We start from the raw sequence: 25449 nt of genomic DNA, 5'->3' as shown, positions 1-25449 counted from the left end.
AGGATTCCGACCCGATCTTGGGGGAATGTGGACGACGTCATCGTGGATCTGTGCCGCGCGCTGTTCGGGAGAGCCGGGGGGCGGTGGCGGCAGATCGTCTACCGGGCTTCCTTCAGCGAGGGCGCCATCTCGTCGCGGGCGGAGTTGGACGGCGACGGGAAGCTCCGCCGGGATCCGGACCCATTCGGCGACGGCCCGGGGAAGGCGTTGTTCGAGCGCTTCGGCGACGCGGCACTGGAGCTGCGGGTGAACCCGGACAACACCTACGAGGCCGTGGTGGTGCAGGGCATGTCCCAGCACACCGCGACCTTGCCACCCAGCTACGTGCGGGTGCTCGACCCGGCCCGCAGGCCGACGGCGCCGCCGCTGCCACCCTCCGCGCTCCCCCCGGCCGGTGACCCGGCGCGGGTGCCGGACCTGGTCGCCGAGTACGCCGCGCTGTTCGAGTCGATCACCGGCACCGCACCGCGGACCGAGCCGCCCGCCACCGAGCAGGCGCTGGTCGAGGTCGAGGAGCGGTTCGACGTCGTGCTCCCGGCCGACCTCCGCGCGCTCTACCTGCTCGGGAACGGCACCGGCGAGCCGCCCGGGCCGTTCGGTCTCCCGCTCCTGCCCTTGGACCGGGTCGAGGGCGCGCGCAGCGCCATGGAGTGGACCGGCGGTTTCCACGACTTCCACCCGGACGAGTGGGCCGGGGAGGTCGTGTACGACGGCCCGGCCGACGCGGTCCGGACCGGTTGGTGGCACCCCGGCTGGGTGCCGGTCGCGAGCAACGGCCACCTCTTGTTCGTCGTGGTCGACCTGGCGCCGGGACCGACCGGCCGACCGGGACAGGTCCTGCTGGCCGACACCCAGGACGGGCACCTGCGGTACCTCGCTCCGTCGGTCACCGCGTGGCTGGAACAGGTCCTCGACCGGTGCAAGGCGGGGGAATACCGGCGGCTGCCCGACGACGCCGGGTTCGTCCCCACCTGGCTGCGCCCGCCCGACACCGAGCTGCGCCTGTCGTTGGGCGGGACGGACCTCGCCACCGCGCCGGCGCCGACCGAGGACCTCGACGAGGTGCGGACCGTGACGCTGGTCGACGCGACCGGCGCCGACCTGACGCCCCTGGCCGCGCTGCCCCGCCTGCGGCACGTGTCGGTGACCGCCTCGGACATCGACCTCACCCCCCCTCGCGGGGCTGCCACTGCGCTCGGTGCGCATCCGCGGCGGCGCGGTGGTCGAGGTGCCCGCCTGGTCCGACCTGGTCGAACTGGAACTCGGCGGCGCGACGGCGACGAACCTCGGCTCGCTGCCCTCGGCCGCGTACCTCGTGCTGCACGACGACCAGTGGCGACGGCTGCCCGTCCCGCCCGAGGGCCTGGCCGCCGCCGCGTTGGTCGGGCAGGACTCACTCGCCCGTGCCGCCGAGTGGGCGGAGTGGCTCGGGGCGCCGGTGCCCGCCGACGTCCTGCGCGGGACGTTCTAGCCGACGCACCCCGCCCGCCGCCCGAGCAGGCCGACGCCGTCCGCCGTCCGGACGGGCGGCGCTAGGGTCTCGGCATGCGCACGGTGGCCGTCCTCGCCCTCGACCGGGTCGTCCCGTTCGACCTGGCCACGCCCATCGAGGTGTTCACCCGCACCCGGCTGCCCGACGGCGACCCCGCCTACCGCGTGCTGGTCTGCGGCGCCACCCCGACGGTCGACGCGGGCGCGTTCACCCTCCAACCGCCGTGGGGCCTGGACGCGCTGGCCGACGCGGACACCGTGATCCTGCCCGGCTGCGCCGACGCCACCGCGCCGATCCCGGACGAGGTGCTGGACGCTCTCCGGCGCGCCGCCGCCGGTGGGGCGCGGATCGCCTCCATCTGCTCCGGCGCGTTCATCCTCGCGGCCACCGGGCTGCTCGACGGGCTCCGCGCCACCACCCACTGGGCGGGCGCCGCCGCGCTGGCCGCCCGCCACCCCGAGATCGACGTCGACCCCGACGTCCTCTACGTGGACAACGGCCGGCTGCTCACCTCGGCGGGCGCGGCCGCCGGGCTGGACCTGTGCCTGCACCTGATCCGCCAGGACCACGGTTCCGCGGTCGCCGCCGACGCCGCCCGCCTCTCGGTGATGCCGCTGGAGCGGGAGGGCGGGCAGGCCCAGTTCATCGTCCACGAGCAGCCGCCCACACCACGCGGCTCGGTGCTGGAACCCGTGCTGCGCTGGATGGAGGACAACTGCGCGCGCGACCTCGGCCTGGAGGAGATCGCCGCGCACGCGGGCATGAGCACCCGCACCCTCAACCGCCGCTTCCGCGAGCAGACCGGCACCACTCCGGTGCGGTGGCTGCACCGCACCCGCATCCGCCGGGCGCAGCACCTGCTGGAAGCCACCGACCACCCGGTCGACCGGATCGCCGCACGGGTCGGCTTCGGCTCGCCCACCGCGTTCCGCGACCGGTTCAAGCGCGTCGTCGGCACCAACCCCCACGCCTACCGCTCCGCCTTCCGCGGTGCGGCTCAGTCGACCCCCGCGTAGGAGTGCAGGCCGACCGCGACCAGGTTGACGAAGAACAGGTTGAACAGCACCACGACCATGCCGACGACGTTGAGCCACGCCGAACGCCGGCCGCGCCAACCCGCCGTGGCGCGGGCGTGCAGGTAGGCGGCGTAGCAGACCCACGACACGAAGGCGACCGTCTCCTTCGGGTCCCAGCCCCAGAACCGGCCCCACGCCTGCTCCGCCCACACCGCGCCGGTGATGATCGCGAACGTGAGCGTCAGGAACCCGACCGCGCCGGTGCGGTAGGCGATCTTGTCCAGGTGCTCCGCGGGTGGCAGCCGGGGGTTCGGCCCACCCTTCCGGGTGAACTCGCCCGAACTGGCCAGGTGCAGCGCGCTGACCACACCGGACAGCAGGAACACACCGCCGGCCATGATCGCCGCGGCGACGTGGACGACGATCCAGAACGAGCGCAGCGGCGGCACGAGCGGCGCCGCCTCGGCGTAGAGCCGGTTGCCCGCCAGGAACAGCAGCGACGCGATCGGCAGCAGCACGAACACCGACAGCCGGCGCACGTCGTACCGGGACACCAGGTACAGCCACGCGACGATGGCGATCAACCCGACCGCCGACAGGTACTCGTACATGTTGCCCCACGGCACGCGGCCCGTCGCGACACCGCGCAGCACCACCGACCCGAGGTGCAGCAGTCCGCCCAGGACGGCCAAGGCGACACCGCAACGCCCGAGCCGCACGGCGAACGCGGGCGGGTGCGCCGCGTGCCGGGTCAGGGCGTACTCCGCCGAGCCGAGCAGGGCGGCGAGCATGTAGACGCCGAACGCGCTGGTGAACAGCCAGTCGCTGAGCAGGGCCGACCCGACGAGGCGGTCACCCATGGCCGGCCCACAGCTGGTTGAGCCGCAGGATCATCACCGGCACGCTCAGGCAGGTCACGGTCAGCACCCCCGCGCCCCACCGGGACCGCTCGGCCACCGACCACACGGCGCCCAGCGGCAGCACGACCGCCACCCCGACCAGGTAGCCGACGAACGTCGCCCGGTCCAGCTCCCGGTCCGAGCCGAGCATCGCCACCACGCCGGCCGCGGCCTGCACGAGCAGCCCCGCCTCCAGCAGCAGGACCACCCCCGCCAACCCGAGCGTCGGCTTGGTGCGCAACGTGATCGGGTGGTCGAGCACGGCCAGCACCAGCGCCCAGGCCGCGGCGGCCAACGCGACGACCGTCAACGCGGTCGCCAGGACTTCGATCATCGAGCAATCCCTCCCCACTGACTACTACGCAACGTAGCACTACACGTTGTAGTAGTCGGCGGAGAGGGGTCACCACACCAGGAAGCTCACCGGGGTCGAGACCAGCACCAGCCCTGCGACCACCGCGGACCACCGGAATGCCGCGGGCAACGGCGGCAGGCCGGCCAGGCGGTCCAGCCGTGCCGCGACCGCGACGTCGGCCGCACCCAGGGCGCCCTCGGGCGGGCGCGCCGAACCGAACCTGCGCAGCGCCGCGGCGAGCGGCTGGGCGCCGTGGCGCAGGCTCGCGCTCTCGTCGGCCCGCATCTCCACCAGCAACGCCACCGCCCGCGCGACCGACCGCACCAGCCGGACCCTCGGCAGCACCGAGCACAACGCGCTGAACGGCAGCAGCACCAGGTCGTGCCGCTCACGCCCGTGCGCGTGCTCGTGGCCGAGCACGGCGTCCACCTGGTCGCGGGTCAACGCGGTCAGCGCGCCCGAGCTGAGCACGACGGCCGACCGCGCGCCGGGGACGCAGTAGGCGACCACGTGCGGGTGGTCGAGCACGAAAGCGCCGGGCGCGGCGTCGTCGCGGCGGGCCACCAGCGCCAGCACGTCGCGGTGCCGCCGCCGGACCCGCAGCACCGAGCACCACGTCCACAGCAGGCCGATCACCAGGTCCAACGCGGACAGCAGACCGAGCACGACCAGCACCGCGAGCGGCGTGACGTCGCCGCGCACCGCGTCGTCCGCCCACCGTCCCAAGGCGATCGGGATCGGCGCGTCGTAGGGCGCGAGGCCGAGGGCGAGCAGCAGCCCGACCGCGGACAACGCCCACGACAGGCCGAGCAGCTGCCACAGCAGGATCCCGGTGCGCGGTGCGCGCCAGACCCACCGGGCGCGGGCGAGCGGGCCCGCCGCCGCCACGCTCAGCACCAGCGTCGCCGCGAGGTGCAGCGCGGCGTTCACCGCTCGTCCAACGCCTGGCTCAGCGCTTCCGCCTCGGGCGCGGTCATCGACTGCGCGAAGTGCGCCAGCGCCGTCTCCCGGTCGCCGGTCAGCGACAACGCGTCCAGCATCAGCCGTGCGACGTACTGCTCGCGGCTGGCGACCGGCGCGTAGTACCAGGCGCGCCCCTCCCCCGCCTCGCGTCGGACGAACCCCTTCTTCGCCAACCGGTTCAGGACCGTCATCACGGTCGTGTAGGCGAGGTCGCGGTCGGCCAGCGCGCGCACGACGTCGCGCACCGCGACCGGCTCGCCGCGGTCCCACAGGACGTCCATCGCGGCCCGTTCCAACTCGCCGAGCCCCTTCACCGCCACCCTCCAGCCGTCACGTGGCGATGGTACGAGGCACGGCGCCGGGCGGGATCACGCGACGCTGATGTTGACCATCCAGAAGACGCCGAACCGGTCCTGGCAGGAGCCGTACTCGTCGCCCCACATCTGCTTCTCCAGCGGCATCGTGACGTTCCCGCCGTCGGCCAGCTTCTCGAAGTAGCCGCGCAGCTCGTCGGCGTCGTCGCCGCTGAGGCAGATGGTGACGTTGTCGCCGGGGTTGTGCGGCATCCCGGGCGGGGTGTCGGCGCCCATCAGGGTGTAGCCGCTGGGCGTCTCCAGCTGGCCGTGCATGATCTTCTCCGCCTCGGGCGCGCCGGCCTCGCCGTACTCGCCGTACGTGTTGAACGTCAGCGTGCCGCCGAAGACCGATTCGTAGAACTCCATCGCTTCGCGGGCGTTTCCTGCGAAGCTGACGTAAGGGTTGAGCAGTGAGGTCACGGTGTCCTCCTCGGGTCGTTCGAGCGGGCTCATCCTGGCAGCACGGACCGACAATCGCAGGGCGAGGGAAGGTTCCGGGGTGGGCAACGCGATCACCGTCTACGTGTCCTCGCCCGGCGACGTGCCCGACGAGCGGGCGGCGGTGCTGGAGGTCGTGCGGCGGCTGAGGTTCGACCCGTTCCTCGACCCCGGCACGGACCTGCGGGTGGCCAGCTGGGACAACCCCGACGCGCCGGTGCCGCTGCTGGTCTCCGAGCACCCGCAGGACACCGTCGACTCGGTGCAGGGGCTGCCGTCGGACAGCGACATCGTGGTCGCGGTGCTGTGGTCGCGGCTGGGCTCGCCGGCGCGGGGCGCGGCGTCGGGCACGGTCTGGGAGCTGGAGGACGCGCTGCGCCCCGGCGGGCCGGACGTGCTGGTCTACCACAAGACCGCGCCCGCGACCGTGGCGTTGGGGGACCCGGACTGGCACGCCAAGGCACAGCAGTACCAGGCCCTGCGCGGCTACCTCGACACGCTGCGCGAGCGCGGCGTGGTGCAGGAGTTCGCCGATCTCGGCGAGTTCCGGTCCCTGGTGGACGCCCACCTGCGCAGTCTGATCGCCCGCCGGACCCGCCCCGCCGGGCCGCGGCGACCGCGCTGGGACGCGACCCGCTCGCCCTACCCGGGCTTGCAGGCGTTCACCACGGCGGACGCCGACACGTTCTTCGGGCGTGACCGCGAGGTGGACGCCCTGGTCGAGCTGGTCCGGGCGCACCGGCTGGTCACCGTGATCGGACCGAGCGGCTCGGGCAAGTCGTCGCTGATCGGCGCCGGGCTGCTGCCGAGGCTGGCCGACACGGGGTGGCGCACGCCCGGTCACGACGGCGGCACGTGGTCGGGCCATCGGATCACGCCGCGCGGCATCGCCGCCGGGCAGGAGCTGCCCGCGCCCGCCGATGCCCGCACGGTGGTGTTCGTCGACCAGTTCGAGGAGGTCTTCGGCCCGGCCGCGCAGCCGCACCGGCAAGCGCTGCTCGACCGGCTGGTGGAGCTGGCCGACTCGGGCGGCGCGACCGTGGTGGCGAGCCTGCGCGCGGACTTCCTGGGCTCGGCGCTCGACCACGAGGGGCTGGCGCGGCACCTGCGGGCGGCGATGCTGCCGCTGGGCCCACCGGACCTGTCGTCGGTGACCGAGATCATCCGCAGGCCGGCCGCGCTGGCGGGGCTGCGGTTCGACCGCGACCTGCCCGAGCTGCTGCTCGTGCACGCCCGACAGGAGCCGGGCCGGTTGCCGTTGCTCGCGTTCGCGCTCAACGAGCTGCACCTGCGCCGCGACGGCGACCGGTTGACCATGGCCGCGTACGAGGAGATCGGCGGGGTCGAGGGCGCCATCGGACAACTGGCCGAGCGCGCGTTCCAGGCGTTGCCGCAGGACGTGCGCGTCGAGTTCGGCCCGGTCCTGCGCAAGCTGGTCGAGGTGGACGAGGTCGGCGGGCCGGTGCGCGGCCGCGCGGCGTTGGCCGAGCTGTCCGCGCCGCGGCGCAAGGCGTTGGTCGACGCGCTGGTCGACGCACGGCTGCTGGTCACCGGGCACGGTCCCGAGCCGTTCGTGGAACTGGCGCACGAGGCGATCTTCCGCGGCTGGCCGAGGTTGACGCGCTGGCTGGACGCCGGGCACGAGGACATGCTCGCGGTCAACCGGATGCGGCGCGCGGCGGCGGACTGGGCGCGCAGCGGGCGCGACCCGCTGTTCCTGTGGCCGCAGGAGCGGATCGAACCGGTCGCGGCGGCGGTGCACAAGCTCGACGCCGCGCTGGACGAGCGGGAACGGGAGTTCCTGCGGCCCGAACCGGAACGCCTGCTGGAGGAGCTGACCACACCCGACCTGCCCCACGCGCGGCGGCGCGAGGTCTCCGCGCGGCTCGCCCGGTTGGGCGATCCACGCCCCGGTGTCGGCGTGGTGGACGGCCGGCCGGACATCGCGTGGTGCCGGGTGCCCGGCGACCCGCCGCTGTGGATCGCGCGGTACCCCGTCACGGTGGCGCAGATCGACGCGTTCCGGCGCGGCCAGTACCGGCCGACCACCGCGCAGCCGACCGGGCTGGAGGGGTACCAGGCGAACGCGCCCGCCACCGGCACGTGGGGCGAGGCGGTGTCGTTCTGCCAGTGGGTGAACCGCTGGGCCGACCCGGCGTGGCCCGAGGGATGGGTGGTGCGGCTGCCGACCGAACGGGAGTGGGAGCGCGCGGCGGGCGGCGGGTCGAGCCCGTACCCGTGGGGCGACGACTGGCGCGACGACCACGCCAACACCGTGGCCTCCGGGCTCGGCGGGCCGATCGCGGTGGGCATGTACCCGCTCGGCCGATCCCCGGCGGGTGGCGCGTCGGACATGATCGGCTCGGTCTGGGAGTGGTGCGAGGACGGCCCGGCCGCGCCGACGACGGAGGGTGTGCACGTGCTCAAGGGCGGTTCCGCGAGGGAGCACCCCGACCGGTGCGTGGTCCGCGCGAGGCGGGTCATGCGCGGCGACGTCGTGCGGGACGACCGGGGTTTCCGACCGTGCGTCGGCCCGCCGCTCTGGTCCGGTGGTGCCGGGTGAGGGAACCACTCGTGCCCGTCGACCGGGTCGAGCTCGTCCCGGGCGGGGTGCAGGCCACCGTGTACACCGACCGGGTGAGCACGGGCGGCGACCGCGAGGAGGAGGTCTGGGTGCTCGCCACCCGCGGCCTGGCGGCGCTCGACGCACCCGAGGTGGTCATCGCGGTGCGCCGGGACGGCCCGCCGCCCGAGCAGCTGTTCGACCTGTTCCGGTCGATCCACGACCACGCGACGCGTGGCACGACACTGGCGTCCGGCGGCGCGCTGGAGGTCCGCCCGGGCACCTTCGACCTCGATCCCCGGATCAGCGGATTCCTGTGCCTGCCCTACCGGGCGCACGACCCGCGGCTGCCCGTGATCGAGGGCCACGGGCGGACGCCGCTGCTGCTGGTCCCGCTGCTGGACGGCGAGTACGAGGCCGCGGAGCGGTACGGCCACCTCCGGGTGTTGGCGCTGCTGGGCAAGCTGACCCGGGTGTTCCCGCACCCGTGGTGGTTCGACAGCCGCCGCCCGGTCGTGATCGAGCCGGAACCGACGCACCCCGGTGCCGCCACCCTGTTGTCCCGGTACGACCTGCCCACGGCGCACGTGCCCTACCTCAACGTGGTCCACGTCGGACCGCAGGTGCGGTTGTCGCTGTCCGAAGGGGACTGCGCGCGGCTGCACGCCCTGCTGTCCGGCGCGCCCGACACGCTGCTGCTCCTGCCCGGTCCGGGCGAGTCCGAGGACGCCCGGTTCGTCTGGCGGGCGGGCCAGACCGGGCCGGAGGCGATCATGTTCGCCACCGACGACTCGGTCGTGCACGGCGACCTCGTCATCGGGGTGAACTTCCTGGTGCTGCTGCACGGCGACATCGAAGTCGGTGCGGTGCAAGAGGAGGACGGGTACACGCTGATGATGCCCGCCGAGCTGTGGCGGCGGTTCCTCGACGCCCTGGCGGACCGGCGCGAGTTCACCTGGCGCGCGTCGGGCCGGGAGATGGTCCTGGAGCCCTACCCCCAGCGGTACGTCTCGCCGTTCGGGGTGGTCATCGAGAGCCCGGACGGCTATCCGCCGTACCGCCCCAAGCCCAGGGCGCGCGAGCGCAACGGCCTGACCGTCCCGCTGTACAACATCCGGCTGGACGCCATCCACCTGCTGACCGACCAGCACGTCATGGAGCGCGAGGTGTCGGCCGACGAGGTCGTCCGGTTCATCCAGGACGCCTGCCAGGTGGTCGACGACGCGCTGGACGGCGTACCGCACCGGCTCCAGGCGATGCTCCTGCACTTCCGGCTCGCGCCGGGCGCGCCGTCGTGGATCGGGCTGGCGGTGCGGCCGGACGAGTCCGAGGTGCTGCCGCAGGACCTGGCCGACCACGTGCTCGCCCGGTTGAACGCACTGCCCGCGCCGGCCGTGCGCCACCACGAGGTCCGGTTCGAGGCACGACTCGACGTGGTGCGCGACTGAGCTACTGGACGTCGCCGGTGGTGGCCGAGCGGACCGGGCCCGAGGACAGGTCGCCGGGCGGGATGCCGGGGTGGTGGCCGGTCCGCGCGCCGGGAGCGGGGGCGGTCGGTGCGAGGGACAGGCGGGAGACGATCCGGTAGCGGTCGCCCCGGTACAGCGAGTGCACGTACTCGACCGGGCGGCCGGTGGTGTCGTTGGTCAACCGCTCGAACAGCAGCGCGGGCGCGAACACCGGCACGCCGAGCAGTTCGGACTCGGCGTCGTTGGTGACCGTGGGCTCGATGGACTGCACCGCGTCGCTGACGCGCACGCCGTGGTCGGCCAGCCGGTCGTAGAAGTTGCCCGACTCCATGTCCTCGACCGTGAGGCCGGGTGCGACGGCCACCGGGACGTGCAGGTACTCGATCGCCATCGGCGCGCCGTCGACCAGGCGCAGCCGGGCGACGTAGGTGATCTCGGCGGCCGGTGAGACGCGCAGCCGGCGGCCGACCCGCGCGCCGGCCGGGATGCGGGCGTGCTCCAGCACCCGGCTCGTCCAGGCGCCGCCCGCCTGCGGCAGGGTCATCGCGCGGTCGGCCGACACCAACTCCTGGGTGATCTTGGCGGGCGCGACGAACGTGCCGCGGCCGTGCTGGCGGATCAGCAGGCCGGTGTTGACCAGTTCGTCCACCGCCGAGCGCAGCGTGGGCCGGGACACCGAGAGCTGTCGGCACAGCACGCGTTCGGCCGGGATAGGCGCGCCGGGCGCGTGCGTCTCGATGAGTTCGAGCAGGTAGTCGCGCACCCGTTCGCGTTTGAGGATCGGTTCGGCCATGCCGCCTCGCTTCGTCTTGCCGGTCGCCGACAGTATGTCAGACCAGTGGTCAGGTCTGGTCTGACGCAGCTGGAGAACGCTCTCACGGCCGTGAACTGGGTGTTGACTGCCACATTGGTCTATGCCATCTTCGACAGGCTCCACCCAGGTTTACCAATTGGTCAGCTGAGAGGTGAGACGTGCCGAACCGACCCGCCACCGTCGTCCTCGCGTCGTTGCTCGCCCTGTCCGCCTGCGGTTCCGACCCGGGCGCGTCCGGCGGGAAGCAGGACATCACCGTCTGGCTGATGAAGGACTCCGCCACCGACGACTTCGTCAGCCGATTCGAGACCGAGTTCGAGCGCGAGCACCCCGAGCTGGACCTCGAAGTCCAGATCCAGGAGTGGAACGGCATCACGCAGAAGGTGACCAGTGCGCTGGCGAGCACCGACCCGCCGGACGTGATCGAGGTCGGCAACACCCAGGTCGCCCAGTACGCGGCCAGCGACGGGGTCACCGACCTGTCCGGCAAGGTCGCCGAGCTGGGCGGCGCGGACTGGATACCCGGTCTGGCCGAGCCGGGCGCGGTCGGCGGCAGGCAGTTCGGCATCCCGTTCTACGCGGCGAACCGGGTCGTCATCTACCGCAAGGACCTCTTCGAGGCGGCCGGCGTGACACCGCCGAAGACGCGCGACGAGTGGCTGGCCACCACCGCCAAGCTGGACGAGGGCGACACGCAGGGCATCTACCTGCCCGGCCAGAACTGGTACGTGCTGTCCGGCTTCGTCTGGGACGAGGGCGGCGACCTCGCCCGGAGGGATGGACAACAGCAAGGCGGAGAGGAGTGGTCCGGGGCGTTGAACACGCCGGAGGCGTTGGCGGGCGCGGACTTCTACCGGCGGTTGCAGGCGCTGGGCGACGGGCCCAAGGACTCCGACGAGGCCAAGCCCCAGCAGACCGACGTGGTCGCGGGCGGGCAGGTCGCGCAGTTCATCGCGGTGCCCGGCGCGGCGAAGCTGGTCGCCAAGGCCAACCCCGAACTCGCCGACAAGCTCGGCTTCTTCCCCATCCCCGGCAAGACCGCCGCCACGCCGGGCGCGGTGTTCACCGGCGGCTCCGACCTGATCGTCCCCCTGGCCTCACCGCGCCAGGACGGCGCGTACGCCGTGGTCAAGGCGCTGGCCGGGGAGAAGTGGCAGGTCGAGCTGGCCAAGGCGATGAACTACGTGCCGAACCGGACGTCGCTGGCGAGCGCGGTCGGCGACGACCCCGGCGCGGCGGCGATGGCGGCGGGCGCGGTCAACGGGCGCGCCACGCCGAACTCGCCGAACTGGGCGGCGGTCGAGGCGCGCAACCCGATCAAGGAGTTCCTGACCGCGGTCCTGACGGGCGCCGACCCGGCGACCGCCGCGGCCGAGGCGGACAAGGTGATCACCCAGGCGCTCAACTCGGGCGCGTAGCCGTGACCACGACGCTGACGCGGGCGGTCGAGCACCGCCCGCCGTCGAACCCTCCCCCGTCGCGCCGCCGCCGCACCTCCTGGTGGCCGTACCTGCTGATCGCGCCGACCGTGCTGGCCACGGCGTTCCTGCTGCTGTACCCGCTGGTGCGCAACGTCGTCATCTCGGTGCAGGACTTCGGGCTGCCCCAGCTGGTGCGCGGTGACGCGCGGTTCGTCGGCCTGGCGAACTACGCGCGGGTGCTGGGCGACCCGGAGTTCTGGGCGGTGGTGCGGCGGACGCTGGTGTTCACCGCGATCAACGTCGTGCTGATCATGGTGCTGTCCACGCTGGTCGCGCTGCTGCTGGTGCGGCTGGGCAGGTGGACGCGGCTGCTGGTGATGTCCGGGCTGGTGCTGGTGTGGGCGACACCGGTGATCGCGGCCACCACCGTGTTCCAGTGGCTGTTCCAGTCCCGGCTGGGGGTGGTCAACTGGGTGCTGGTGCGCCTGGGGTTCGAGGGCTTCCGCGACTACGCGTGGTTCGCCGACGGGCCCGCCACGTTCACCATCCTGGTGGCGTTGATCGTGTGGCAGTCGGTGCCGTTCGCGGCGCTGTCGCTGTACGCGGCGATGGTGACGATCCCGGCCGACCTGTACGAGGCCGCGCGGATGGACGGCGCGGGCGCGTGGCGGGTGTTCGCCTCCATCACGTTCCCGGTGCTGCGGGCCATGTTCGGGCTGATCACCTGCCTGGAGGTGATCTGGGTGGTGAAGGCGTTCGTGCAGATCTGGGTGATCTCGCAGGGCGGTCCGGGGCGGGCGACCACGACGTTGCCGGTGTACGCGTTCCAGGTCGCGCAGTCGTTGCAGCGCTACGACCTGGGCGCGGCGGTGTCGATGCTCATGGTGCTGCTGCTCGTGCTGGTGCTGCTGGCGTACTTCCGGCAGATGTACCGGCAGGAGGACGTGTCGTGACCGGCCGGGTGCTGCGCGCGGCAGCGGCGCTGGCGGTGTTCGTGGTGTCGGCGTTCCCGGTGTACTGGATGGTGCTGACCGCGTTCAAGCCGACCCGGGACATCCAGGCGCGGACGCCGACGTTCCTGCCGCTGTCGGTGACGTTCGAGCACTTCGGCACGGCGGTGTCGGCGCGGGGGTTCTGGTCGTTCTGGCGCAACAGCCTCCTGGTCGCGAGCGGTGCCGTGCTGCTGGCGCTGGTGGTCGCGCTGCTGGCGGCGTTCGCGGTGGCGCGGCTGCGTTGGAAGGGGCGGCGCGGGTTCATCCTGATGGTGTTCGTGGCGCAGATGACGCCGTGGGAGGCGCTGCTCATCCCGATCTACGTGATCGCGCGCGACACCGGGATGCTCGACACGCTCTGGATGCTCACGCTGGTCTACTTCATGATCACGCTGCCGTTCACCGTCGTGACCCTGCGCGGGTTCCTCGCCGCCGTGCCGGTCGACCTCGAAGAGGCGGCGCTGGTGGACGGGTGCTCGCGGGCGCAGGCGTTCCGCCGGGTGGTGTTCCCGCTGCTCGCGCCCGGTCTGCTGGCGACGTCGCTGTTCGGGTTCATCACCGCGTGGAACGAGTTCGCCTTCGCCAACGTGCTGATCATCAAGGACCAGGACGACCGGACGCTGCCGGTGTGGCTGTCGTCGTTCGGCAACACGTTCGGCACGGACTGGGGCGCGACCATGGCCGCCTCGACGCTGTTCATGCTGCCCGTGCTGCTGGTGTTCCTGGTGCTCCAGGGGCGGGTGACCACCGGGATCGTCGGTGGCGCGGTCAAGGGCTGACACTTCGGGGGGTTATCGGTGATCGTGCCACGACCGACGCGGCTGATCCGGCGGCACGGCCGGTTCGCGTTCGACCGCGACACGGCGATCCGCGCCACGCCCGGCGCTCAGGGCGCGGCCCGGTTGTTGCGCGCGCTGGTGCGGCCGGCCACCGGGCTGCCGCTGCCGTCGCACGAGGACGGGCGTGTGGTGTTCGCGTTGGACGAGCGGCTGGTGGGGCTCGGCGACGAGGGTTACGCGCTCACGGTGAACGAACACGCGGTGGTGCTGCGCGCGGCGACGCGCCACGGGCTGGCGCACGGCGTGCAGACCATCCGGCAGTTGTTCACGCCGACGGTGCTCGGCTCGCGACCGGTGTCCGGTGTGGACTGGGCGTTGCCCGGTGTGGACGTCCGGGACGCGCCGCGGCTGCCGTGGCGCGGGGTGCTGCTCGACGTGGCCCGCCACTTCCAGCCGGTCGCGGTGCTGCGCCGGTTCGTCGACCTCATGGCCGTGCACAAGCTCAACGTGCTGCACCTGCACCTGACCGACGACCAGGGCTGGCGGATGCCGGTGCCGCGCCACCCGCGTCTGACGTCGGTCGGCGGGTGGCGGGCGGAGACCATGGGTGACGGCGTGCCGCACGGCGGTTCCTACACCCGCGCGGAGTTGGCCGGGCTCGTGTCCTACGCCGACGAACGCGGTATCCGGATCGTGCCGGAGATCGAGCTGCCGGGGCACGCCCGCGCCGCGCTGGCCGCGTACCCGGAGCTGGGCAACTTCCCCGCGCGGCGGCTGCCGGTGTGGACGCGGTGGGGCGTCAGCGACGCGGTGTTCGGGGTGCACGACGCCGCGCTGGACCTCTGCCGGGACGTGCTGGACGAGGTGGTGGACGTGTTCCCCGGTCCGCACGTGCACCTGGGCGGCGACGAGTGCCCCACCACCGAGTGGGAGTCGAGCCCCAGCGCGTTGCGGCGGGTCCGCCGGGAGGGGTTGGCCGGGCCGCACGAGCTGCACGGCTGGTTCCTGCGCGCGATGGCCGACCACGTGGTCGGGCGTGGGCGGGTGCCGGTGTCGTGGGAGCCGATCGGTGACCCGCGGGTGGTGGTGATGCCGTGGCGTGACGCGGCGGACGCGCGGTCGGCGGCGGACCTCGGGCACGACGTGGTGATGGCGCCGCACCGGTCGACCTACCTCGACTACCCCCAGTCCGACGACCCTTGCGAACCCGCCGGACAGCCCGGCCTGGTCGTGACCGCGCACGACGTCTACCACCTGCCCCTGCCGGACGGCGTGCTCGGCGCGCAGTGCGCGTTGTGGACGGAGTACGCGCCGACCGCGCACGACCTGGAGCGGCTGGCCTACCCGCGACTCGCGGCGCTGGCCGACACGCTCTGGGCGCAACGACCGTCCTGGACCGACTTCACCGAACGGATGCGCGCGCACACCGGCCGCCTGAGCGCGCTGTCCGTTCCCCTCTCGAGGAAGGAGGACGACGCCCGCTCCCCTGTCCCACCCTGCTGACTTGAGGAGAGAACCGAAGTGCACGCACGCATGATCGCCGCGATCGGAGCCGCCGCGGTGTCCGTCGCCGCGCTGGTGGCCGCACCGATGGCGTTGGCCGCCGACTCGGTCACCGCCCAGTACCGGACCAGCGCGTCCGGTGCGACGACCGACCAGGTCGAACCGTGGTTCAAGCTGGTCAACACCGGCGGCACGACCGTGCCGCTGGCCGAGCTGAAGGTCCGCTACTACTTCAAGAGCGAGGTGCCCGACGTCGGCTACCGCTTCGCGTGCTCGTGGGCGGTGCGCGGTTGCGGCAACGTGACCGGCACGTTCGGCACGCTGACCGGCGGCGCCGCCGACCGCTACCTGGAGGTCGGGTTCACCGGGGGCGCGGGCTCGCTCGGCCCGGGCGCCGACACCGGTGACCTGCAACTGCGGTTCTACCGGTCGAACTGGGGTCCGATCACCCAGTCCGACGACTACTCGTTCCGCGCGGCCAGTGCTTACTCCGCGTGGTCCCGGGTGACCGTGCACCGGGGCGCCACCCTGCTGTGGGGCACCACGCCCGGAGGGACCGGCCCCACCACCACGACCACCTCGTCGACCCCGCCGAACCCGAACGGCCCGGCATTGTTCGACGACTTCGGCTATACGAGCTCCAGCGACTCCCGGATCGCACAGCGCGGGTGGACGGTCCGCTCGGGCGGCGGAGGTCCGGGCGTGCCGGGCGCGGTGTGGGACCCGGCGCTGGTGACGTTCCCGACCGTGGACGGCCAGAAGTCGATGCGGTTGGAGTCGTCCAACAACGGGTCGTCGGCGCGCCAGACCGAGCTGTACCACCAGCGGAAGTTCTTCGAGGGCACCTACGCGGCCCGGGTGAAGTTCTCCGACGCGCCGGTCTTCGGGCCCGACGGCGACCACGTGGTGCAGACGTTCTTCACCATCACGCCCCTCAACAGCAACATGGACCCGAACTACGGCGAGATCGACTTCGAGTACCTGCCCAACGGCGGGTGGGGCGAGCCGGCCAACATCCTGTACGAGACGACCTGGGAGACCTACCAGAACGAGCCGTGGATCGCCGACAACATCCACACGGAGCAGCGGCGGAGCTACGCCGGCTGGCACGACCTGGTGATCCACGTGTCCGGTGGCCGGGTGAGGTACTTCGTGGACGGTGCACAGGTGGCCGACCACGGCGACAAGTACTACCCGGAGACACCGATGTCTCTCAACTTCAACCTGTGGTTCATCTCCGGCGGCCTGGTCGGCACCCCCGGCGACCGCGCCTACCAGCAGCACGTGGACTACGTGTACTTCGCCAAGGACCAGGTCCTGACCCCAACCCAAGTCCAGTCCCGCGTGAACGCCTACCGCTCCTCGGGCATCGACCACGTCGACACGGTGCCCGCCTCGTAGTCCCGGCCGGCGGGTCGCTGCCCCTGCTCGACACCGCGGCGACCCGCTCTCCGGCGTATTGCCAACGCCGGGATCGCCTTGATCCTCTCGGCCGAGAGCTCATCCCAGAACAGACCGCGTGGTCGCCTCGGCTCCGGGCATCGGATGACGGCCTGCGGCGTGATGATCGCATCAACGCTGAAGTCGTGCTCCGTCTCAGGCAGTTCGCCGCCCACGACCTGGAGTTGGTGCACCGTCGTCACGATCCTGGTGTCCGACTTGATGAGCCCGGCTTCTTGGAGCAGTGCCACCTCGATGTCGGAGTACCCGGCACCCTTGCCGAGCCGCACGCCGCGGTGGTTGACCGCCACGCTGCCGCAGACGATGAGGTCGACCGGTTGCATCGTGTCGACGTCGACCGGTAGCCCGACCCGCGCCGCGATGTGCCGATTGGCGGCTTCCTCGGGCGAAACCGGCAACGTGGCCGGGTCGAGCAGGTAGAAAGGCTGCTTCTCGGCCAGCTTCGGCACGGCCATGTAGACCAGCTTGCCCTCGCGGAGGGCACGAGCCCGGACCGGTTCCTGGGCGGTGTCCGGCACCGCCTTGATCACCCGTGCGCCGTGCCACTCCGGGAGTTCGGCGAGTCGCCCGGCGGCTTCATCGGCACCGAAGAATGACGGAATGCGGCCGTGGACACCGACAGGAACGGCGCCTTCGCGTTCGAGCAACGCCCAGACGCGCTCACGTGCGGTCTGTTTAACCTGGTCGACCTCCGCCACGCCGGGCCTCCTACTTCGTTGCCATGAGGGTCATCACGCGGTCGTACACATCCTGCACGTCACCCTCTTGCCGCCACGGTCGCATTTCACGGCACGCATCGAACAGGACGTTCAGCCCACCACCACCCCAGGTCAGTTCGATCACGTCCATCGCTTTGTGCAACGTCCCGGCGGCCTCGTCCACCCTTCCTTGTCGAAGGTGGGCCAGGCCGAGGTTGCCGAGCACGATGGCCTCGGACTTCGAACGACCGTGCAGCCGGGTTACGGTGGCTTCCAGTATCAACGCGGCCTTCTCGGCCTGGCCGAGGAACAGGTAGCACGAGCCGGCCAACCGACCGTGCTGAGTCGGTGAGAACAGATCGAGCGCCACGTCATCGCCGTCGATCTGGGCGAAGCGCAGTTCAGCCTCTCCCAACGCGCGTTCGCAGTCAGCGAGCTGCCCCATCATTGCGTGGGCTTCGGCAGCGTGGAGCGCCGCGAGACCGCTGAGTACCCGGCTTGTACCCGCGGCCGTCGCGGCCGCCTGCATCGTCAGTGCGAGGCCGGTCCGAGGATCAGCCTCGCCGTACAAGGCCACATAGCTCTTGCGGAGAAGGGCGAGCCCTTCGGCTGCCGCGTCGCGGACTCGACGGGCCGCGGCGCGCGCCTGGTCGAAGTACCGGTGCGCGGTCCGGTGATCACGGCGCTGAGAGGCATCCCAGACCAACTGCCCCATGAGCGTGGCGCTCTCGGCCTCGACCGTACCCAGCTCCCGCCGGACGCGGTGCGCGTTGGCGTGGATGTTGAGGAACGCAACCTGGCCGAGGGTCTGCCCAGTCTCCGCGAGCAATGACGTCGACGGCGCACGGTCGTACCGTTCGTCGAGTTCATGGACCCACTCGCGCAACCGCGCAACCGCCGTCAGGTCGACGGAACCCGGCTGCCGCAGGGAATGGGTCAGGTGTTCGTCCGCCTCGCCTTCGCCATGACCGCCGTCCACGAGCAGCTGATCAAGCTTGTCGAGAGATACCCGCAGGAGACGAGCGAGCTTCGGGCGCTGGTACGGGAGCGGCTCTCGGACACCGGCCTCCCAACGCACCACCGTCGAGCGCTCGACGTTGGCCGCTTCGGCGAACGACTCCTGGGTAAAACCAGCCGCCTTTCGCGCACGAGCAAAGGCGGTTCGCCGTACTGCCATCGGGTGACCTCCTGGCGTCGGCGTGTGGAAAACGTGATAACGATTCGACCAGGTCAAGAGTACCGCTGCCCCTCTATGGCCTCATGAGCGCGCCGCTGTGGCTCTGTCGTGCGCCCCTGACGGATTCCATCCTTGATCACGGCGCTCAACGCCAGATGGCGCACGAGGGCCCCCTCACCATGATCCCCTCAGCAGAAAGGTGAGGCCGTGCCAAGCAGCACGCCCGAGATCCGGCAGACCACAACATTGCAAGCCGCCCTGGAGTACGCCGCATTGGGGTGGCCGGTCATCCCTGGAGCGATCTGGCACGACGGACGCTTCGCCGACCCGGTGGACGAACTGCCCGTCGCCGGTCCCTGCCTACGACCGATCCGCGAGGCGACCACCGATGCCTCGCTGGTGCGCGAGTGGTGGTCGAGGCCCGGACTGCACGAGCCCAACGTCTTCACCGTGACCGGTCCGGGGTTGGGGGCGTTCGCGTTGACCGAGTCGCTGGTCATGGCGTTGGCGGAGGACCCGTGGTTCGCGGGCCTGCCGACGCCGGTGCTGGCCCTTCCGCACCTGCCCATCGCCTACCTCCTGGTCCGCCCGCCGCTGCCCGCGGTGCTCTTGGGCGACGACGCGAGGGTCGTGGATGCCGGAATGCCCCTACCCCTGCCGCCGAGTGCCTTCGGCACCACGCCGGTGATCTGGCTGGTCACCCCCGAACAAGCGGGCAATCGGCTGATTCCCGGCGACGCGTTGGCGGACCTCGTCCAGAGTTACGAGAGGAAGAGCGCATGACCGGGCCGGCTGGGCGGACGGCGTCCACCAGGTCGGCACCGCTGTGGAATGCGGAGGAGTTCGCCAGGCTGATGTATCGGTTGGCGACGGACCAAGCACCGAGGTTGTTCGCGATCGTGGAGGAGTACGGCGAGGCAGAGGACGCCCGCGTCGCGGGTTACGGCCTGGCCTACGAGGGCCGTGCCGACGTCAACTCCGTGGAAGGCGACTTCGTGCTGAACTCCCCGAGCCCGGAGGCTGCCCGGGCGCTGTTCGAGGTCAGCTCTCGATCGGCAGGGGTGCGGCGGGTGCACGTGGTGTGGTTGGACGAGGCGGCGTCCGCGGGCTGTCCTGCCATCCGGTCTCCCGAAGTCTCTCTCGCGTAGGTAGAGGGTCGAATGCGAAACTCTTCCGCCTATGCCGCAGATCACTCGTGGGACGCGGGCGGGGTATGCGACCGGGTCGTTCGTCACCGGTGCGTTCGGTACGGTGCCCGGCCTGCTGTTGCTGCCGTACCTGACCGACAGCCTGGCCGTGCCCGCCGCGGTCGCCGGGCTGCTGGTGCTCGTGCCGAAGGCGTGGGACGTGCTGTTCAACCCGGTGGCCGGTCGGATCAGCGACCGGGCCGGGGTGCGGCGGCCCTTCCTGCTGCGCGGAGGCATCGTGACGGCGGTGTTGTTCGCGCTGCTGTTCGCCGGGCCGTTCACGGGGCCGGGCGCGGCGGTGTACGTGGCGGTGGTGTTCCTGGCTTGCGCGACGGCGTACGCGTTCTTCCAGGTCCCGTACGTGGCGATGGCCGCGGAGATCACGGAGGACTACGACGAGCGCACCCGGCTGATGGCGTGGCGGATGGCGTTTCTGGCGCTGGCGATCCTGGTCAGCGGTGCGGGCGCGCCCGCGGTGCGTGACGCCATCGGCTACCCGGGCATGGGTGTGGCGGTCGCGGCGCTGATGGTGGTCGGCACGCTGGCCACGGTCGCGGGCACGCGCGGTGTGCCGGCGTCACGACGGGTGTCGACGGCGGCCGGTGTGGGTGAGCTGGTGGCGGCGGTCCGTGGGTCGCGGCCGTTCCGGCTGCTGTTGATCGTGTTCGTGGTGCAGGCCGTCGGACTGGGCACGATGCTCGCCGGCGTCGACTACTTCGCCCGCCTGGTGCTGGGCGAGCAGGGCTTGCAGACCGCGCTGTTCGCCGGGTTCGTCGGGCCCGCGCTGCTGGTGATGCCGCTGTGGCAACGCGTCGGCCGGCGGCACGGCAAGCGGGTCGGGTTGGTCGCCGCGTCGGTGCTGTTCGCGACCGCGGTGGCCGGGCTGACCGCCGCACGGGTGCTGCCGGTCGCGGCGGTGCTGGCGCTGATGGCCGTGATCGGCGTGGGTTACGCGGGCATGCAGGTGTTCCCGCTGGCCATGCTGCCGGACGTGATCACCGCCGAGGAGCGGCGGACCGGCGCCACGCGGGCGGGCCTGTTCTCCGGGGTGTGGACGGCCGGTGAGACGTTGGGGCTGGCGCTCGGCCCCGGCGTGTACGGGCTGGTCCTCGCCGCCGGCGGGTACGTCGCGAGCACCGACGGCTCGGTCGTGCAGTCCTCCGGCGCGGTGACCGCCGCGCTGCTCGGTTTCACCGTCATCCCGGCCGTGCTGGCGTTGGCGGCCCTGCCCCTGCTGCGCGAGGAGACCGCGTGACCGACGACCTCTTGGCCGAGCTGCGCGCCCTGCGGGCCGGCGACCTGCCCACGCACGGCGGGCGGACGTTGGCCTACGTGTACGACAGCGCGCTGCCCGGCCTGGACGAGTTGGCGGCGTCCGCGCACGCGCTGGCGGCGTCGGTGAACGGGCTCGACCCGACCGCGTTCCCGAGCTTGCTGCGGCTGGAGAACGACGTGGTGCGCACGGCGGCCCGGTTGCTGGGCGGTGACGCCGCTTCCGTCGGCACGGTCACGTCCGGCGGCACCGAGTCTTGCCTGCTCGCGGTGGTCGCGGCCCGGGACTCGCGGCCGGACGTCGCGCGGCCGTCGATGGTGGTGCCGGAGACCGTGCACGCGGCGTTCCACAAGGCCGCGCACTACTTCGGGGTGCGGGTGGTCGCGGTGCCGGTGGACCCGGAGACGTTCCGGGCGGACCCGGTGGCGATGGCGGCGGCGATCGACCCGTCCACGGTGCTCGTGGTGGCCAGCGCGCCGTCGTACGCGCACGGGGTGGTCGACCCGGTCCCCGAGATCGCGGCCACCGCCCGTGAACGCGGCGTGCGCTGCCACGTGGACGCGTGCATCGGCGGGTGGGTGCTGCCGCACGCGTCGGACGTGCCGCCGTTCGACTTCTCCGTACCAGGCGTCACCAGCATCTCGGTCGACCTGCACAAGTACGCGTACTGCCCGAAGGGCACGTCCGTGCTGCTGCACGCGTCGGCCGACCTGCGCCGGTCGCAGTACTTCGCGTCGGCGGCGTGGCCCGGTTACACGATGTTGAACTCGACCACGCAGTCCACCCGGTCCGGTGGTCCCCTGGCCGCCGCCTGGGTGGTGCTGCGGCACATCGGTGACGACGGGTACCGCTCGCTCGCGCGCCAGGCGTTGGAGAGCACCCGGCTGTTGTGTGACGGCATCGCGACGATCGACGGGCTGCGGGTGCTCGGCACGCCGTCGGCGACGTTGCTGGCGGTGGCGGCCGCGCGGGACGACTTCGACGTGTTCACCGTGGCCGACGAGATGAAGGCGCGGAACTGGTACGTGCAGCCGCAGTTCGCCTACCGCTCCTCCCCCGCGAACCTGCACCTCACCGTCACGGCGGCGAACGCCGGGCACGAGTCGGAACTGCTGGAGGACCTGCGGGCGTCGGTGCGGGCCGCGGTGGAGGCCGGGCCGGTGCGGGTGGCTCCCGAGATCGTCGAGTTCATCGGCGGGCTCCAGCCGGACTCGCTCACGCCCGAGGAGTTCGGCGGGCTGCTCGCCGCGGCCGGCATGGGCGGAGCCGGGAGCGTGCTGCCGGAGCGGATGGCGACGGTGAACGCGCTGCTCGCGGCGGCGAGCCCGGCGTTGCGGGAACGGCTGTTGGTGGAGTTCCTGGGCGCGCTGTACTCATGAACATCCGAGTGTTCGCACCACGGGGCGGTAGTGGGCCGGGACCCTCGCCGTCAGTCGCCGCTGACCATGTGGGTGCCCTTCGCGGACTCGTCGGTCGCCGTGAACAGGCCTCGCGCGTGCGCGGACAGCTCGTTCCAGTCGAGGCGGCCGTCGGCGTCGACGTCCATCGCCCCGAACGCCGTCTCGGCCACCTTCCGGTCCGGGATCCCCGCTCCCCGGTAGATGGCGACGAAGGCCTCCAGGTCGATGTAACCGTCACCGTCGACGTCGGCCACCTCGAAATTCCCGTGCGTCGCGGACAGCCACCTCTCGACCAGCACCTCGGTGGTCACCGTCCCGGACGTGTGGGCCTCCCGGAATTCCGCCGCACCCACCACGCCGTCGACGTCGAGGTCCGCGCCGCGGAGGTGGTCCCAGATCCCCTCGTACTTCGCGATCAGGCTCCTGGCCTGCGGCGCGTTCTCGTCGAGCCCGAACTCCCTCGCCACCCCGGCCCCCATCGAGGTGAAATCGGCCTTGCTGATCCCACCGTCGCCGTCCACGTCGAGAATCGCGAAAACCCGGTCGATGTTGTCGAGCAGAACCCGGTCCGACATGAGGATCCCTCTCCCAATCCATGACACGACTTGTCCGCGAACCGCAGCCTACTGACGGATCATCACCACCAGGCAGCGGCAGAACGGGTTCGACTCTCACTCGACAGGGTTTCCTCCCGCATCTTGACAACGACCGAGAGTGGAGATCACCGCACGAATCGCGTCGACACGGCGGCGGTCGTCGGGCGAACGGCGGCGTCACGCCGTTCGCGCGATCATGGTGGCCATGCACCTGGATCTGAGCGGGAAGACGGCGCTGGTCACCGGTTCGACGCAGGGCATCGGCGAGGCGATCGCGACGGCGCTGGCGCGGGCCGGCGCGCGGACGGCGGTGAACGGGCGCAAGCCCGACGCGGTGGACGAGGCGGTGGCACGGCTGCGCGCGGTGGTGCCGGGGGCGGACGTGCTCGGTGTGGCGGCGGACGTGTCGACCGTCGACGGCGCGGCCGCGCTGGCCTCGGCGCTGCCGGAGGTGGACGTGCTGGTGAACAACGTCGGCATCTTCGGCGCGCGGCCCGCGTTGGAGATCAGCGACGACGAGTGGCGGCGGTACTTCGAGGTGAACGTGCTGGCGGCGGTCCGGCTGACCCGCACCTACCTGCCGGGGATGCGGGAGCGCGGCTGGGGGCGCGTGCAGTACATCGCCAGCGACTCGGCCGTGGTGATCCCGGCCGAGATGATCCACTACGGGGTGTCGAAGACGGCGCTGCTGGGCGTGTCGCGGGGGTTCGCCAAGGAGGCGGCGGGCAGCGGGGTCACGGTGAACTGCGTGATCGCGGGTCCGACGCACACCGGCGGCGTGGAGGACTTCGTCTACCAGCTGGTGGACCGATCGCTGCCGTGGGAGCAGGCGCAGCGGGAGTTCATGCGCCTGCACCGGCCGCAGTCGCTGCTGGGGCGGTTGATCGAGCCCGAGGAGATCGGCAACCTGGTGGTGTACCTGGCCTCGCCGCAGGCGTCGGCGACGACCGGAGCCGCGGTGCGCGTGGACGGCGGCTACGTCGACTCGATCCTGCCGTGACGCCGGACGGCCGGGGATCACCCGGCCGTCCGGCGTGCGGAAGTCGAGCGCAACGACGTCGTCCGCTCGCGACATCACCCACCCCCGGCGTGAATCATGCCTGCTGACGGCCGCGCCGGGGGCGTAATCGCGGTACCGCTCGGCGGACAGGAGAGGGCTCTGCGGGCGCGGCACGCCGCCGAGGTGCCGCGCCCGCAGCCCGATCGGTCCGACCTGTGGGTCAGGAACCGACCTGGAACGTGGCGTCGGCCCGATCCGCGGAGGTGCTGATCGGGTCGACGCGCAGCACGTACCCGGCGTGCCGGAGGTGCCGGTCGGGGAAGTTGTGGGAGCGGAAGGACGTCCACGCGCCGTCGGCCAGGCCGGCGACGCGGTGGAACGTGGCGTCGCCCGCGAACGTGGCCGAGCCGTCGTCCGCCGCCAACACCAGCGCGTAGTTCACGTGGCGCAGGTAGCGGTCCGGGTGGTTGACCGAGCGGAACGACACCCCCGCGGAGGACGCGAGGCCCGGCACGAGCTGCCACATCGAGTCCTGGTAGGGGTCGAACGGGTAGGGGTCGATGCGGGCGACGTTGCCCGCGTGCCGCACCAAGTAGTCGGGGAAGTTGTAGGACTTGATCCGGTTCCACCTCGGCGCGCCCCACCGGGACAGCAGGTCGGCGTGCTCGGTGGCGGTGATGCCGCAGATGGTGGGGTGCTTGGCGTTGAGCGGCTGGGTGTACTGCGCCTTGGTCAGCGGTGACCAGGAGTTGGTGTTGATGTCGCCGCTGCGCCACGCGTACAGCTCGCCGTTGACCGGGGAGAAGGAGTCGCCCCACAGCCACCACTCGTTGCGGGAGTGCGCCTTGACCACGATCGGCGCCTCGATGCCGCCGCTGACGACACCGCTGGTGTAGGTGGTGAAGCTGCGGGGGTTCAGGGTGCTCGACCGGGCGCCGTAGAGGCGGCCGTCGGCGAAGCTCTTGTAGTACAGGTAGTTGGTGCCGTTGCCGACGTGCACCGTGGCGTCGAGGACGTTGAAGCCGGGGTCGAAGAACAGCTGGGGCGAGCCGACGGTGACGAAGTCGCTGGTGTAGTTGACCCAGATCCCGTCACGGCCGCCGCTGTTGGCCGAGTAGACGATGCCGTACTGGCCGCGCGCGGCGTCCCAGAACGCCTCGGGCGCCCACGTGTGGGTCGGCATCGAGTGCATCTTCAGCCGGCGGTACCCCGTGAACGACCGCAGGTCCGCCGAGTCCCAGGCGTGGATGTACTGGTTCTGGCGGGTGAAGTCGGTGCCGGTGAGGTCCGTGGCCAGCACGACGAACCCGCCGTTCTGCTTGCGCATGATGAACGGGTCGCGCAGGCCGCCGGTGCCCGCCGTGGGCGTGGCGACGGGATTGTTCTGGTTCAGCGGGGTCCACGCGAGCCCGTCGGTGCTGACCGCCAGGTGCAGGGCGTAGCGGTCGGCGACCTTGTTCGGCGACTCGGTGAAGTACCCCATCACGTAGGCGGAGTCGCCGGGCGCCGCGGCGGCGATCCCGGACCGGGCCAGGGCCAGTGAGGCGAGTCCTCCGGCCAGCAGCGTGCGTCGTTGCAACATCAGCCGTGTGTGCCT

24 protein-coding genes are annotated in these 25449 nt (G+C 72.0%); 14 read left to right on the top strand and 10 right to left on the bottom strand.

Annotated elements, in window-relative coordinates; translation table 11 throughout:
- Window positions 1-27: 27 nt before the first annotated feature.
- Both ACYVLT_RS00330 and ACYVLT_RS00325 read left to right on the top strand, forming a co-directional pair.
- The gene (locus ACYVLT_RS00330) at window positions 28-1536 is read left to right on the top strand and encodes an SMI1/KNR4 family protein (RefSeq protein ID WP_461118009.1); all 1509 of its coding nucleotides are present in this window, start codon (window positions 28-30) and stop codon (window positions 1534-1536) included.
- A gap of 9 nt (window positions 1537-1545) precedes the next feature.
- A complete protein-coding gene (locus ACYVLT_RS00325) occupies window positions 1546-2508 on the top strand; it encodes a GlxA family transcriptional regulator (protein WP_461118008.1) in 963 nt (320 codons plus the stop codon).
- Here the strand turns inward: ACYVLT_RS00325 and ccsB are convergent.
- The 5 genes from ccsB to ACYVLT_RS00300 form a co-directional block, all read right to left on the bottom strand.
- A complete protein-coding gene (gene ccsB, locus ACYVLT_RS00320; protein ID WP_461118007.1) occupies window positions 2490-3368 on the bottom strand; it encodes a c-type cytochrome biogenesis protein CcsB in 879 nt (292 codons plus the stop codon). The genes ACYVLT_RS00325 and ccsB overlap by 19 nt on opposite strands.
- On the bottom strand, window positions 3361-3741 hold the full coding sequence (locus tag ACYVLT_RS00315) for a hypothetical protein (protein ID WP_461118006.1): 381 nt from the start codon (window positions 3739-3741) through the stop codon (window positions 3361-3363). The genes ccsB and ACYVLT_RS00315 overlap by 8 nt, the downstream gene beginning before the upstream one ends.
- A gap of 69 nt (window positions 3742-3810) precedes the next feature.
- Window positions 3811-4692 (bottom strand): M56 family metallopeptidase, encoded by an 882-nt coding sequence (locus ACYVLT_RS00310; protein WP_461118005.1) that lies wholly within the window; start codon window positions 4690-4692, stop codon window positions 3811-3813.
- Window positions 4689-5006, bottom strand: a complete 318-nt coding sequence (locus ACYVLT_RS00305; RefSeq protein ID WP_231648311.1) for a BlaI/MecI/CopY family transcriptional regulator — start codon at window positions 5004-5006, stop codon at window positions 4689-4691. The genes ACYVLT_RS00310 and ACYVLT_RS00305 overlap by 4 nt, the downstream gene beginning before the upstream one ends.
- Before the next feature lie 87 nt (window positions 5007-5093).
- Complete coding sequence (locus tag ACYVLT_RS00300; protein ID WP_461118004.1) at window positions 5094-5501, bottom strand: VOC family protein; 408 nt, start codon at window positions 5499-5501, stop codon at window positions 5094-5096.
- A 79-nt stretch (window positions 5502-5580) separates the two neighbouring features.
- Between ACYVLT_RS00300 and ACYVLT_RS00295 the strand changes: the two genes are divergently transcribed.
- Both ACYVLT_RS00295 and ACYVLT_RS00290 read left to right on the top strand, forming a co-directional pair.
- Window positions 5581-8082 (top strand): nSTAND1 domain-containing NTPase, encoded by a 2502-nt coding sequence (locus tag ACYVLT_RS00295; RefSeq protein ID WP_461118003.1) that lies wholly within the window; start codon window positions 5581-5583, stop codon window positions 8080-8082.
- Window positions 8079-9530, top strand: coding sequence for a hypothetical protein (locus tag ACYVLT_RS00290; RefSeq protein ID WP_461118002.1), 1452 nt, complete (start codon window positions 8079-8081; stop codon window positions 9528-9530). Before ACYVLT_RS00295 ends, ACYVLT_RS00290 begins: the two co-directional genes overlap by 4 nt.
- Before the next feature lies 1 nt (window position 9531).
- Here the strand turns inward: ACYVLT_RS00290 and ACYVLT_RS00285 are convergent, their stop codons facing one another.
- Complete coding sequence (locus tag ACYVLT_RS00285; RefSeq protein WP_461118001.1) at window positions 9532-10344, bottom strand: GntR family transcriptional regulator; 813 nt, start codon at window positions 10342-10344, stop codon at window positions 9532-9534.
- A 179-nt stretch (window positions 10345-10523) separates the two neighbouring features.
- Between ACYVLT_RS00285 and ACYVLT_RS00280 the strand changes: the two genes are divergently transcribed.
- From ACYVLT_RS00280 to ACYVLT_RS00260, 5 genes are read left to right on the top strand one after another with little or no spacing between them, the layout of a single operon-like run.
- On the top strand, window positions 10524-11783 hold the full coding sequence (locus tag ACYVLT_RS00280) for an extracellular solute-binding protein (RefSeq protein WP_461118000.1): 1260 nt from the start codon (window positions 10524-10526) through the stop codon (window positions 11781-11783).
- Between the two features lie 2 nt (window positions 11784-11785).
- Complete coding sequence (locus ACYVLT_RS00275; RefSeq protein ID WP_461117999.1) at window positions 11786-12739, top strand: carbohydrate ABC transporter permease; 954 nt, start codon at window positions 11786-11788, stop codon at window positions 12737-12739.
- Window positions 12736-13557 carry a carbohydrate ABC transporter permease gene (locus ACYVLT_RS00270; protein WP_461117998.1) on the top strand — a complete coding sequence of 274 codons (822 nt, stop codon included), beginning with the start codon at window positions 12736-12738 and terminating at the stop codon, window positions 13555-13557. Before ACYVLT_RS00275 ends, ACYVLT_RS00270 begins: the two co-directional genes overlap by 4 nt.
- 18 nt (window positions 13558-13575) lie before the next feature.
- The gene (locus ACYVLT_RS00265; RefSeq protein WP_461117997.1) at window positions 13576-15060 is read left to right on the top strand and encodes a beta-N-acetylhexosaminidase; all 1485 of its coding nucleotides are present in this window, start codon (window positions 13576-13578) and stop codon (window positions 15058-15060) included.
- An 18-nt stretch (window positions 15061-15078) separates the two neighbouring features.
- The gene (locus ACYVLT_RS00260; RefSeq protein ID WP_461117996.1) at window positions 15079-16461 is read left to right on the top strand and encodes a cellulose binding domain-containing protein; all 1383 of its coding nucleotides are present in this window, start codon (window positions 15079-15081) and stop codon (window positions 16459-16461) included.
- Here ACYVLT_RS00260 and ACYVLT_RS00255 read toward each other — a convergent pair.
- The gene (locus ACYVLT_RS00255; protein WP_461117995.1) at window positions 16413-17219 is read right to left on the bottom strand and encodes a 5-formyltetrahydrofolate cyclo-ligase; all 807 of its coding nucleotides are present in this window, start codon (window positions 17217-17219) and stop codon (window positions 16413-16415) included. The two genes, ACYVLT_RS00260 and ACYVLT_RS00255, sit on opposite strands and share 49 nt — an antisense overlap.
- 10 nt (window positions 17220-17229) lie before the next feature.
- A complete protein-coding gene (locus ACYVLT_RS00250) occupies window positions 17230-18396 on the bottom strand; it encodes a helix-turn-helix transcriptional regulator (protein ID WP_461117994.1) in 1167 nt (388 codons plus the stop codon).
- A 207-nt stretch (window positions 18397-18603) separates the two neighbouring features.
- On the opposite strand from ACYVLT_RS00250, the gene ACYVLT_RS00245 reads away from it, so the two are divergent.
- Genes ACYVLT_RS00245 through ACYVLT_RS00230 form a run of 4 tightly spaced genes read left to right on the top strand, consistent with a single transcriptional unit; the run spans window position 18604 to window position 22235 of the window.
- A complete protein-coding gene (locus ACYVLT_RS00245; RefSeq protein ID WP_461117993.1) occupies window positions 18604-19179 on the top strand; it encodes a bifunctional DNA primase/polymerase in 576 nt (191 codons plus the stop codon).
- Entirely contained in the window at window positions 19176-19544 is a 369-nt protein-coding gene (locus ACYVLT_RS00240; RefSeq protein ID WP_461117992.1) for a hypothetical protein, read from the top strand. Before ACYVLT_RS00245 ends, ACYVLT_RS00240 begins: the two co-directional genes overlap by 4 nt.
- 31 nt (window positions 19545-19575) lie before the next feature.
- Window positions 19576-20838 (top strand): MFS transporter, encoded by a 1263-nt coding sequence (locus tag ACYVLT_RS00235; protein WP_461117991.1) that lies wholly within the window; start codon window positions 19576-19578, stop codon window positions 20836-20838.
- Complete coding sequence (locus ACYVLT_RS00230; RefSeq protein ID WP_461117990.1) at window positions 20835-22235, top strand: pyridoxal phosphate-dependent decarboxylase family protein; 1401 nt, start codon at window positions 20835-20837, stop codon at window positions 22233-22235. The genes ACYVLT_RS00235 and ACYVLT_RS00230 overlap by 4 nt, the downstream gene beginning before the upstream one ends.
- Window positions 22236-22285: 50 nt before the next feature.
- Here the strand turns inward: ACYVLT_RS00230 and ACYVLT_RS00225 are convergent, their stop codons facing one another.
- Window positions 22286-22831 (bottom strand): EF-hand domain-containing protein, encoded by a 546-nt coding sequence (locus tag ACYVLT_RS00225; RefSeq protein WP_461117989.1) that lies wholly within the window; start codon window positions 22829-22831, stop codon window positions 22286-22288.
- A 226-nt stretch (window positions 22832-23057) separates the two neighbouring features.
- Between ACYVLT_RS00225 and ACYVLT_RS00220 the strand changes: the two genes are divergently transcribed.
- Complete coding sequence (locus tag ACYVLT_RS00220) at window positions 23058-23852, top strand: SDR family NAD(P)-dependent oxidoreductase (RefSeq protein ID WP_461117988.1); 795 nt, start codon at window positions 23058-23060, stop codon at window positions 23850-23852.
- Between the two features lie 220 nt (window positions 23853-24072).
- Here the strand turns inward: ACYVLT_RS00220 and ACYVLT_RS00215 are convergent, their stop codons facing one another.
- Window positions 24073-25434, bottom strand: coding sequence for a glycoside hydrolase family 43 protein (locus ACYVLT_RS00215; RefSeq protein ID WP_461117987.1), 1362 nt, complete (start codon window positions 25432-25434; stop codon window positions 24073-24075).
- Between the last annotated feature and the right edge of the window lie 15 nt (window positions 25435-25449).

Source organism: Saccharothrix stipae (genome assembly GCF_054781895.1).
Note: the sequence above shows the minus strand (reverse complement) of the source record. Positions and strands in the feature narration are given on the sequence as shown.

Excerpts from the sequence above, each read along its gene's own strand:
- ACYVLT_RS00285 (WP_461118001.1), bottom strand. The coding sequence starts at position 10,344 with ATGGCCGAACCGATCCTCAAACGCGAACGGGTGCGCGACTACCTGCTC.
- ACYVLT_RS00325 (WP_461118008.1), top strand. The coding sequence starts at position 1,546 with ATGCGCACGGTGGCCGTCCTCGCCCTCGACCGGGTCGTCCCGTTCGAC.
- ACYVLT_RS00315 (WP_461118006.1), bottom strand. The coding sequence starts at position 3,741 with ATGATCGAAGTCCTGGCGACCGCGTTGACGGTCGTCGCGTTGGCCGCC.
- ACYVLT_RS00240 (WP_461117992.1), top strand. The coding sequence starts at position 19,176 with ATGACCGGGCCGGCTGGGCGGACGGCGTCCACCAGGTCGGCACCGCTG.
- ACYVLT_RS00305 (WP_231648311.1), bottom strand. The coding sequence starts at position 5,006 with ATGGACGTCCTGTGGGACCGCGGCGAGCCGGTCGCGGTGCGCGACGTC.
- ccsB (WP_461118007.1), bottom strand. The coding sequence starts at position 3,368 with ATGGGTGACCGCCTCGTCGGGTCGGCCCTGCTCAGCGACTGGCTGTTC.
- ACYVLT_RS00250 (WP_461117994.1), bottom strand. The coding sequence starts at position 18,396 with ATGGCAGTACGGCGAACCGCCTTTGCTCGTGCGCGAAAGGCGGCTGGT.
- ACYVLT_RS00215 (WP_461117987.1), bottom strand. The coding sequence starts at position 25,434 with ATGTTGCAACGACGCACGCTGCTGGCCGGAGGACTCGCCTCACTGGCC.
- ACYVLT_RS00235 (WP_461117991.1), top strand. The coding sequence starts at position 19,576 with ATGCCGCAGATCACTCGTGGGACGCGGGCGGGGTATGCGACCGGGTCG.
- ACYVLT_RS00220 (WP_461117988.1), top strand. The coding sequence starts at position 23,058 with ATGCACCTGGATCTGAGCGGGAAGACGGCGCTGGTCACCGGTTCGACG.
- ACYVLT_RS00225 (WP_461117989.1), bottom strand. The coding sequence starts at position 22,831 with ATGTCGGACCGGGTTCTGCTCGACAACATCGACCGGGTTTTCGCGATT.